The organism is Lachnoclostridium sp. (genome assembly GCF_031997925.1).
Lineage (GTDB): Bacteria > Bacillota > Clostridia > Lachnospirales > Lachnospiraceae > Lachnoclostridium.
In genome coordinates this window covers 41,786-52,953 of record NZ_DAMADT010000003.1, presented here as the reverse complement: position 1 = coordinate 52,953, position 11,168 = coordinate 41,786, and the positions used below count along the sequence as shown (strand labels likewise).

The following is an 11,168-nucleotide window of genomic DNA, read 5'->3' as shown; positions in this document are numbered from 1 at the left end:
TTTTATTACAATCCTATTTTTATTACAATCCTATTTTTATTACAATCCTATTTTTATTACAATCCTATTTTTCTATTATTATTTATCTATTACTATTTTTCTATTATTTTTTTTCTATTATTATTTATCTATTATTATTTATCTATTATTATTTTTCTCCAGGTATTACCTGGCGTATTCCCTTCTCTACCTGTTTTCTTGGAAGCATTACTTGATGCCCACAACCTTTGCATTTCAAACGAAAATCGATCCCAACTCGAAGAATCTCCCATTCATTACTTCCGCATGGATGTGGTTTTTTCATTTTAATACCATCACCAACTTTTAAATCCATCACTAATCACCCCTGCTCCTCCTTATTCCGCACATAACTGTATTGTAAAAATTTAAAACTATTATAGCATACGAAAGTTCCATCAGCAAGGCTACATCTTCTTTCTCTAAGTAATGAAAGGGAATGAAAAAAATGTATTGCTATTTCTTTTTCAATGTAGTATTATCATACATAGTATATAGTATTGATTACTACATATAATATTATCAGTTGCTATTATATAGGTTACTTATTACCATGGATAACATTGGTATTCTTAAGTTAAAAAACAATTTACCAGAATAAAAAGAAAGAAGGTTGATTCTACTATGGACATGAAAAGACAAGCTACAGCCAAATTCAAATTTAAAGATCCAGGAAGTGCTATTTCGCACCTTATCTTTACTATTATTGCATTAATTGCCACGCCTCCGCTTTTACTAAAAGCATATCATATGCCGGGCTATATTCCGTTATTGTCCATGATATTATTCCTACTTGGAGTTGTCTCATTATATAGTGCAAGCACGATATACCACTCCTTCGATATCTCCCCAGAGATTAATATAAAATTAAGGAAAATAGATCATATGATGATTTATGTTTTAATTGCCGGTTCCTATTCCCCTATCTGCTTAATCGCTCTGGGAAATAAAACAGGTCTTGTTCTTTTTATCATCATTTGGGCTCTTGCACTCCTTGGAATATTCCAAGCACTTTTCTTTATTCACTGTCCAAAGTGGGTAAGTTCAACTATTTATATTGCAATGGGATGGAGCTGCATCTTCTCCTTCACACAATTAATAAACTCTCTTTCAAGACCTGCTTTCTTGTGGCTTCTAGCTGGTGGAATTATCTACACTATAGGCGGAGTAATCTATGCATTAAAGCTTCCAATTTTCAATGGACGTCATAAAAATTTTGGTTCACATGAAATATTCCATCTATTTTGCATTGGAGGTACACTTTGTCATTATATCTTGATGTATTACTTAGTATAGATTACTTATACTAACAACCATTACATGTGCCATAGGCAGTAAAAGCAACAGCTTCTTAAAGTATTCTTATCATGATTAAAAAGTGTGAAATGCTCTTTATTTCACACTTAATTTTTTTATTATATTTACCGAATAAGAAACAACACATTTTTGTCATAAACAATATGAATTGGCAAGCCTATTTCCGTGTAATAATTAAGGGTGCTGCCCAAACAACCTGTCGTAACCGATTGTGTGGGCAGCACCCTTTGATCTATGTCAAGCAACCGAACATAGTGGTTTTTTAATAAGTGGTAATCCGGGAGGGGGGACCTCCAAGCATATCCAATAGATCGGAATCTACTGACATCCACAGCATCTTGACTACAATAACCCTTTTGCTGTTATTCTGTCGCATGAAAAAGAACGTAGGAAGAGTTCGGTTGCTAATTTTTTTAGATATGTACCACTTGTTTACCACCTTCCATAACTTATTATATGCAAAAGTCGAGAAATTATTGCTTTAATTTAAAAAACACTTGGTTGGATAGATTTTTTTACACTATCCAATCAAGTGTTCGATTTCACTAGAACTTACTTTTCTCACAGACTGATTTCTTTACTCAACGATTTACAAACAGGACTCGCTACTTTCTTATTCTTCTTTAAATAAGGTCATAGGGTCTAAACTGCTATCTCCCTCTAATACTTGGAAGTATAAGTTTTCACCTTCTACAGAATAGAATTTACTTACCTTTGCAAGCTTTGCAAATTCTTTTCCAGCATCCACTACATCTCCAACCTTTAGGTGCTCATTTTTTTCCAATTGACCATAGACAAGCTTATATCCGCTTCCGATATCCATAGTAATTGTAACTCCTGTGTATGGCTCATCTACGATTCTAGTAACAATACCTTTTGCTGCTGCCTTAATCGGAGCTCCTATTTGTCCCTGAATAAGGACTGCAGGATTTGTCTTGTATTGTTTTAAGGTTGCATGGAATACCATTTTATCAACACTATATGGAAGAATAACATTTCCTACTAACGGTATTTCTAAACCTTGTGCTTTGTCAAACTTTAAGTTTTCTGCTGTGTTTTGCATTACCGGTTTTGTATCAACTGGGGTATCCTTCTTTGTGGTATCCGAAGGAGTTGTTGAAATCTGTGCTGTATTATCCTTCTGGGTCGTTTCTTCTACCGTATTATCTGCTGTGTCCTGAACTGTCCTACCATCATCTGGCTGTGTTGCAACATCAGAAGGGTTTTTCTCATCATCTTCTTGATCTACTGCATATGTGCCATCAATTATACTTGCATTGTTCTTATCGATGTCAGCTATTTGATTTTCAGGATCATCAAGACCTATCAAATTATTATCCTTTTGTCCTCCTGTTTTTGCTGTCATGGTTACTAGGGCAACTGCGACAACAACAAATACTCCCACCAATAATGTTGCATACACTACTTTCTTTTTGGCCATTTCGCTTAACTTTTGTTTTTTCACTGTTTGCACCCCTACCTTTCTAGGTTAGAATATGATAAGCATTTCGTATGCCTCAAGTATATTTTGTCCTAAGAGGTGCTTTTTATACATAAGCTACAGCCACAAGTCCGTAGTTTCCTTAAGATCCTGTCGATTTATAATGTTTTAATCCAATATGAAAAAAAAGATAGCAAGGCAAGTAAAAAAATGCAGAAGCAAGAGGTAGGATAATAAGCACTGGATCTGTGTTTCTACCTAATAAATAGAGAAAAGGATAGTACTGAAATAATGCAAATGGAACAAGATATGTTACTATTTTTAATACTGTTTTTCCATACGTGTCAAATGGGTACTTACCATATTCTCTTGCACCATCCGTGACAATATTCATCACTTCAATTCCTTCTATTGTAAAGAAACTTACCGCTGCATACAGAAGAAATAGTGCACTATAAAGTGCAGTTCCTCCAATTACCATAAAGCATACTGTGATTATCTTATCAGCACTCCATGTAATCCCGCTTGTTTTAACGCCGTAAACAAACATTACGACAGCCTGAATCATACGACCAATTCTCGTAAATTCTATTTTGCTGCATAACACCTGTAAAAGAATTCCTTTCGGTCGAACTAAAATACGATCAAATTCCCCATTATTTATAATCGAAGGAAACGTATCGAAGCCTCTTGCAAACATCTCAGCTAAAGAATAAGCCATAATATTTACAGCAAAACAAAGCATGACCTCTTGATAAGTATATCCTTTTACAGATGAAAATCTCGCAAATAAAAAATATATACCCAAAAATATATTAAATGATACTAAAAACTGCCCAATCGTAGTTAATAAAAACGATACTTTATATTGCATCGCACTACGAAAATGTATACCAAAATATTTTTTATATAAATTCATCCTTTCTACCTCCTATCCTCATACTGATAACCATATCTTTCATAGCCCACAAATATTGGGCTACTGGCATAATGTCTACACAGTGAATTGCAAAGCAAGTTACAAAGTGAAAAACCTTGTTTTTTCATACTCCAATATGCTTTCTCATTCTTGGCATAACCGAAGGTTTACGCCAAGAATTACACATGGTAAGCCACACATCCGGAAGAATGAACATGAAATTCCAATGGATTTCATGTTCATTCTTCCCGTGTGAAGTTTTAGAAGTTCTTAGGCGGCGTCTTTTGGCGCCTTAGAACTTCTCTTCACACTACCCTCCTTGTACAACCACTCTATTCTGCGCTTTTTTTAATAACCATTTACCAAAAGTTATCAAAGCAAATGCCCAGAAAAGTTGTAATGAGATTGCACCATATCCATCTGTTCCAGAAAGATCACCGCTATAAACTCGAAATGGTACATTTTGCATCGAGGCAAATGGTAACACCTCACACACTTGTCTTATTCCATCTGGTAAAAAAGGTAATGGAACGACTGATCCTGAGAAGAATTCCACCAAAGAAAACGCAACCATACGTATTCCAAGCGGGGAAATCGTATAAAAACATAGGATGTATAAAATCATACTAAATGCTACTGTAACAACCAGCGCAAGACCCATAGAAATTAAAAATAATATAAATATAATGAAACTTCTTGGGGGCTTCATGCCATATGGTTTTGGTAAGCACGCTGCAAGAAGCAATATCGGAATACATCGAAGTACTGCTTTTGATAGACGATTTGCAATATTCCTAGCAAACCACATCGAGTATAAATCAAGCGGTCTGCATAATTCATATGCAATGCCTCCACTCGTAATCGAATCGAATATTTCCCGCTCTAAAAACCACATCATATAAAGCGCTAAAAACGCCTGCTGTAGCCAGATGTAAGAAGTAAGTGCCGAAAACTCCATTGGAAAAGCGGACGGATCCGCCTCATAAAACGCTTTAAATAGTAAAATTTCCATAGCTCCCCATACAAACTGGGTTGACATTCCCGCAATGGCTGCCTGACGATATTGCAAACCCGTAGAAAACCGCATGCGAAAAAAAGAAACATATTTTTTCATATCTTCCTCCACTCTTTTATTCGTTATGTGTTTATTCTTTGATTATGCGATGTCATATTTCCGATACATCGAAGCAATTACTTTGTCGATCGAATCCTCTGCTTTTACAGCCTTTAATTCGTCAAGCGTTCCATCCATCAAGAGTTTTCCTTTACCAATCAGGATAATTCGTTTCGACAAAGCTTCGATATCTTGCATATCATGTGTCGTCAGGATGACCGTCGTTTTATGCGTTTCATTTCGTTTCCGAATAAAATCACGCACTGCAAGCTTTGATATTGCATCCAGTCCTATCGTTGGCTCATCCAAGAATAATATCTTTGGCTCATGGAGAAGAGAGGCCGCTATCTCACAGCGCATACGCTGTCCTAGCGATAATTGTCTTGTTGGGGTTTTCATAATTTGAGATAAATTAAGAAGCGTAATCAGTTCCTCTAAATTATTCCGGTAAGTAGTCAAAGGAATATCGTAAATATCCTTTAAAAGTTCAAAAGAATCAATGACAGGGACATCCCACCATAACTGTGAGCGTTGCCCAAATACGACTCCGATGTCTTTCACATGAGCCTTTCGTTCTTTCCAAGGTATTCTTCCATTTACGAAACAGGTACCGGAATCCGGATATAAGATTCCACTTAAAATTTTGATGGTGCTGCTTTTCCCTGCACCATTGGGACCGATATAGCCAACCATTTCACCGTCAGCTATCGTAAAAGAGATGTCATCGAGCGCCTTCAATTCTTCGTATTCACGGTGAAACAACGCTTTTGTTGCTTCTTTGAATCCAGAATTTCTTCTGCTCACTCGAAAGGTTTTAGAAATGTGTTCCACTTCAATCATATTTGTTCCTCCTGGTAGTAATATTATAAAATATCTTGCCAAGCGGCTGACTTTTCTTGGATTTTGCCAAGAAAATTCCGTGGTATGAAATTTTTTCTGCATCTGTGCACTCACACATGTATTCATGCAGGAAATTACATTTTATCACAATTATGTAATATAGTCAAGAAAACAAGTAAATATTACCATAATGTCCGTTTACAAATGCAATTTAATGTGCTAAAGTACCAATGTGTGGTTACGTGTATAACCGTAGCGTGAATAATGTACATGAAAACCATAAAATTATACATTTCATTTTATTTTCATGTAACTATAATGAAAGTACACAACAAAAGCTTTAATTACTTAGGAGGACTTATCCATGACACCAATGAAATGGTTTTTCTCATTTCTAAAAAAGTATCGACTGCGGCTTATCATCGCATTTCTTATGGTAACCGTATCAACCGCCATGTTTATTGTAAACCCTTATGTATCCGGTCTTATTGTTGACCGAGTGATTAAGGAAGGCGAGTACGAACTTCTGTGGAAGTTGGTAATTATCTTAATTGGAACTACGGTTATCCGCTCCATCATGAAGTACTGTTATCTCTTTCTATTTGAAACCACCTCACAACGCATGCTATTTTCTATGAGAGATTATGTATACCGTCGTTTCTTACAGCAGGATTTTAATTTCTACAACAAGAACCGTACTGGTGAATTAATGTCCAGACAAACTGGAGATATGGATGCCATTCGTCATTTCGTGGCCTATGTTACCTACTCCATCTACGAGAACTCCTTGTTATTTTTATTTGCTATGACTATGATTTTTACGGTAGATTACCGTTTAGCGTTATGCTTAATAGCCATCGTACCATTAACAGCCTATACCACAAGGAAACAGTTAAAAGCAATTAAACCAGCGTTTCACAACATAAGAAAACATTTTTCCAGCTTAAATACTGCGGTTCAGGAAAATATCAGTGGTAATCGTGTAGTAAAGGCATTTGCCAAAGAAGATTATGAAATCGAAAAATTCATGAAAGAAAACGATGGCTATCGCGAGGCAGAATTAAATGCAACAGCACAATGGCGTAAGTACATTCCATTTTTTGAATTCTTTGCAAATTTTTCTTTATTCGTACTTTATCTCATTGGTGGTATTATGGCAATCAAAGAAACCATCACTGTAGGTCAATTAATTACGGTGAGTGGTTATCTATGGATGATTAATAACCCTCTACGAATGGCTGGTTGGCTTGCAAACGATTTTCAGCGCTTTGTTACTTCCGTGGAACGTATTTATTATACAATTAATAAAGATCCGGACGTTTCAGATCCAGAAAAACCTCATAAAATTGATAGGTTACAAGGTGAAATTAAGTTCTCACACGTTTATTATAAAAGTGAAGATGACGTAATTTTAAAGAACATTAATTTTCATGTAAAATCAGGTCAAACGGTTGGTATTATCGGAGCTACCGGTTCCGGAAAATCAACACTTATGAATCTTTTGTGCCGTTTTTATGACGTTTCTTCTGGCGAAATCACAGTGGATGGCGTTAATGTTAAGGATTATGAACTTTATAGCTTGCGTGGCAACATCGGTATGGCTATGCAGGATGTATTCTTATTCTCCGATACAATTGAAGGTAATATCGCATACGGAAAACCAAATTGCTCTTTTGAAGAGGTGGAGCGTGCTGCCAAACTTGCGAATGCAGATGATTTTATAAAGCAGATGCCAGAAGGTTATGACACGATTGTTGGTGAACGTGGTGTCGGATTATCCGGTGGCCAAAAGCAACGTATCTCACTTGCTAGAGCAATCTTAAAAGACCCTGCAATTATTATTCTTGATGATACGACTTCTGCAGTAGATATGGAAACAGAATCCGTGATTCAAGAAGCTCTGCATTCGATTCAGAATCGCCACACGGTATTTTATATTGCTCATCGAATCTCCTCCATTAAGGATGCCGATCTGATTTTAGTAATTGATGAAGGTACCATAAAAGAAGCAGGAACTCACGATGAATTAGTAGCAAAAAAGGGTTATTATTATACTGTATTTCATCATCAATATGGTGATTTCGATTCGATAAACTCACCGAAAGGGGGCACTAATCATGGCAAGAAATAAATATGACATTGATGAATCCTTAGATTCTGAGTTTAATATAAAACACTTAAAAAGACTTGGGTCTTATATATCGCCATACCGTAAGGATATGGTAATTACCATTTTATTAATGATGACCTCCAGTGCTCTTGGAATGTTAGTACCACTTTTCTTCATGCAGATAATTGATAATTTTATTCCTAATAAAAATGTCGCTGGAATCGTTGGTGTTTGCTTCTTATTATTAATGATTAATATTATAAATATGATTAATCTTAGACTTAAGGTAAATATTACAGCGAAGCTTGGTCAAAACATCATTCATCAAATTCGTTCTGATATCTTTACTCATCTGCAGGAGCTACCATTTTCCTATTACGATGATCGTCCGCATGGAAAGATTCAGGTACGTGTTGTTAACTATGTAAATAGTTTAAGTGATCTTTTAAGTAACGGTATTGTCAATACGATTACCGATCTGTTCAGCCTATTCTTTATCGTTGGGTTTATGTTATCGATTGACGTAAGGCTTACCGGAATATGCATGATAGGTCTTCCAGTATTAATGGCTTTAATCTTTTTTATTAAAACCAAACAACGTGTTGCTTGGCAGATCCAAAGTAACAAATCTTCAAACTTAAATGCCTATATTGCTGAAAGTATTAATGGTATCCGCGTAACTCAAAGTTTCGTAAGAGAACGTGAAAATATTCAGATATTCAATAATCTTAGCAAAGGTTATAGCGCTTCTTGGATGAATGCTGTTCGTTATAACTTTATGCTTTGGCCAGCTATAGATAATATCTCAACCCTTACCACCGCAGCAATCTATGTTCTGGGCGTTAGCTGGATTACAAACGGTGTTGCAGGAATCACGACTGGTGTACTGATTGCATTTACCTCTTATATAGGTAGGTTCTGGGCTCCGATTAACACCTTAGCAAGTTTTTATAACTCTTTATTAACCGCTATGTCATATCTTGAACGTATCTTCGAGACGATTGATGAGGAGGTTACGGTAAAAGATAATGAAGGTGCAACTGAAATGCCACCAATTGTCGGTGATGTAGAATTTAGGGATGTAACTTTTAGCTACGAAGATGGCGTTCCTATTTTAAATGGTGTTAGTTTTCATGTAAAACCAGGGGAAACCTATGCAATTGTTGGTCCTACCGGAGCTGGAAAGTCCACCATTATTAACTTAATCAGTCGCTTTTATAATCTTGATTCTGGAGAACTACGAATCGATGGAATAGATATTAACAGCGTAACCATCAAATCCTTAAGAAAGCAAATGGGTGTTATGCTTCAAGATAGCTTTATCTTCTCCGGTACTATTATGGATAATATCCGTTATGGTAATATGGAGGCTACGAACGAAGAGGTTGTTGCAGCTGCTAAAACTGTTTGCGCCCATGACTTTATCATGGGATTAGAGAATGGTTATGAAACCGAGGTAAATGAGCGAGGTTCCCGCCTATCCGCCGGTCAACGACAATTAATTTCCTTTGCTCGTGCCTTACTTGCAGATCCAAAGATACTGATCTTAGATGAAGCAACCTCCAGTATTGATACAGAAACTGAGATACTATTACAAGAAGGATTGGCAAAACTATTGTCAGGTAGAACCTCCTTTATCATTGCTCACCGTCTCTCCACCATTAAAAACTCAGACAAGATTATGTATGTCGATGGTGGTCAGATTGTAGAACTTGGTAACCATGAGGAATTGATGGATCTGAAAGGTAAATACTATGACCTTTACATGTCACAGTATGATTTCTTAAGATAACTAAAACAAGATGAATTAAGCAAGTTAATCACTTGCCATGAAGTAAAATCGGATACTCGGAATCCGCTTTACTTTATTGTGACCGAAATACAGAGAGAAGTAGCTATTTTATGGAGTTATAATTCCCTTAAAATAACCTACTTCTCTTTGTATTTGTATATGTTATGATATTTAAAAGCGGATATTCGCAATCCGCTTACGCTACTTGTCATAACCTCATTGCCACTGCGCTCTGCTTTTCGTGTCAATATTTTTAAGATATATGTTATAATGTAATAATACTTTTTGGATATGTTACAACTAATTCATAACTTAAACATAGTTTTGCCACAAACGAACGTTATAACGATAATTACCTATCATTAAGAAAGGATTTCATAAGATGAACAATAAGAAAACCTCATACGATCCGATAGAAAACATTTGGGACGAGCAGTCAGAAGACAAAATGCAAAAACAGCAACCTGTTTCTTTTAATAAGCGCTCGAAACTTAAAAAGAAGAAAAAAACAAATAAGGTATTAAAAAGATGTCTCGCTGCCTTTATTATCGTAGGCTCACTCTTTTTATTGATTTTTGGTACCCGATTTGGTAGAGGGCTTCTCTATCATATGGCAAGTAGCTATGTTTACGGCGCTCTTGATCATGATGATGAGGCAACAGAGGCTATGAATCAAAATAATAATGTAATTGTTGGACGTCAGGAAGATGGCGTACTCAATATACTCTTGTATGGTATTGAAGAAATCGGAGGAGCTAAGAACACAGACAGTATGATGATCGCTTCGATTAACTCAAACCAAAAAACAGTCAAATTAGTATCTCTCATGAGAGATACCTACGTCTCAATTCCTGGGTGGAAGTCCACTAAGTTAAATGCTGCCTACGCGAAAGGCGGAGTAGAGCTATTAGTAAAAACGATTGAAGAAAATTATAAAATTCATATCGATGCATATGCCTCCGTAAACTTTGAATCGTTTGAGCAAATTGTGGATAGCATTGGCGGTGTAACGATTGAACTCGGTAAAGAGGAAGCAAAGTATTTAAGGCGCACGAATTATATCTCAAATCCTGAATATCGTACTGTAAAAGCTGGAGTAAATACATTAAATGGTAACCAATTACTTGGCTATTGCCGTGTTCGTAAAGTTAAAACACTAGGAGGAGCAAACAACGACTATGGTCGTACTGTTCGTCATAGAAGAGCAATGAACGCTATCTTTGATAAAGTAAAATCTCAGAATATTTTCAAAACAGCAAGACAGGCAAATAAATGGATGGGTGATGTTACAACCAATATTACAAAAGACCAAATTGAAACTATTATCAGTACTGTAATTGAGAATCGTATCAATACCATTGATACCCTAAGAATTCCTGTAGATGGTATGTTTAATGATCCAAAATCATATCAAGGTGTTACTTATCCATTGGTACTCGATTGGGACAAGAATATCGAAGAGTTATATCGTTTTCTTTATGAATAACTTATCACATAGGTAAACTAAGTGGCTTGGCATAATAAAAATTTTAAAAGAGATGATTCCTATATAAAGTGGTCCCCTTATCAAGGATATTTACCATTTTATTAAGGTCTCATCTCTTTTTTAGCGATTAA

Annotated in this window: 9 protein-coding genes; 4 read left to right on the top strand and 5 right to left on the bottom strand. The window is 35.9% G+C overall.

Features of this window, described 5'->3' with window-relative positions; genetic code table 11:
- Positions 1-148: 148 nt before the first annotated feature.
- On the bottom strand, positions 149-334 hold the full coding sequence (locus RTP52_RS03185; RefSeq protein WP_312100729.1) for a DUF951 domain-containing protein: 186 nt from the start codon (positions 332-334) through the stop codon (positions 149-151).
- 308 nt (positions 335-642) lie between these two features.
- On the opposite strand from RTP52_RS03185, the gene trhA reads away from it, so the two are divergent.
- The gene (gene trhA, locus RTP52_RS03180; protein ID WP_312100721.1) at positions 643-1,314 is read left to right on the top strand and encodes a PAQR family membrane homeostasis protein TrhA; all 672 of its coding nucleotides are present in this window, start codon (positions 643-645) and stop codon (positions 1,312-1,314) included.
- Between the two features lie 634 nt (positions 1,315-1,948).
- Here the strand turns inward: trhA and RTP52_RS03175 are convergent.
- From RTP52_RS03175 to RTP52_RS03160, 4 genes are all read right to left on the bottom strand, one after another.
- Positions 1,949-2,800 (bottom strand): M23 family metallopeptidase, encoded by an 852-nt coding sequence (locus RTP52_RS03175; RefSeq protein ID WP_312369203.1) that lies wholly within the window; start codon positions 2,798-2,800, stop codon positions 1,949-1,951.
- A 118-nt stretch (positions 2,801-2,918) separates the two neighbouring features.
- Positions 2,919-3,695 (bottom strand): ABC transporter permease, encoded by a 777-nt coding sequence (locus tag RTP52_RS03170; RefSeq protein WP_312100715.1) that lies wholly within the window; start codon positions 3,693-3,695, stop codon positions 2,919-2,921.
- A gap of 310 nt (positions 3,696-4,005) precedes the next feature.
- Positions 4,006-4,809 carry an ABC transporter permease gene (locus RTP52_RS03165; RefSeq protein WP_312369201.1) on the bottom strand — a complete coding sequence of 268 codons (804 nt, stop codon included), beginning with the start codon at positions 4,807-4,809 and terminating at the stop codon, positions 4,006-4,008.
- 42 nt (positions 4,810-4,851) lie between these two features.
- On the bottom strand, positions 4,852-5,649 hold the full coding sequence (locus RTP52_RS03160) for an ABC transporter ATP-binding protein (RefSeq protein WP_312369199.1): 798 nt from the start codon (positions 5,647-5,649) through the stop codon (positions 4,852-4,854).
- Positions 5,650-6,013: 364 nt separating this feature from the next.
- On the opposite strand from RTP52_RS03160, the gene RTP52_RS03155 reads away from it, so the two are divergent.
- From RTP52_RS03155 to RTP52_RS03145, 3 genes are all read left to right on the top strand, one after another.
- Complete coding sequence (locus RTP52_RS03155; protein ID WP_312100710.1) at positions 6,014-7,780, top strand: ABC transporter ATP-binding protein; 1,767 nt, start codon at positions 6,014-6,016, stop codon at positions 7,778-7,780.
- Positions 7,767-9,551 carry an ABC transporter ATP-binding protein gene (locus RTP52_RS03150; RefSeq protein WP_312369197.1) on the top strand — a complete coding sequence of 595 codons (1,785 nt, stop codon included), beginning with the start codon at positions 7,767-7,769 and terminating at the stop codon, positions 9,549-9,551. The genes RTP52_RS03155 and RTP52_RS03150 overlap by 14 nt, the downstream gene beginning before the upstream one ends.
- Positions 9,552-9,933: 382 nt before the next feature.
- Positions 9,934-11,037, top strand: coding sequence for an LCP family protein (locus RTP52_RS03145; RefSeq protein WP_312369195.1), 1,104 nt, complete (start codon positions 9,934-9,936; stop codon positions 11,035-11,037).
- The last annotated feature ends 131 nt before the right edge of the window (positions 11,038-11,168 follow it).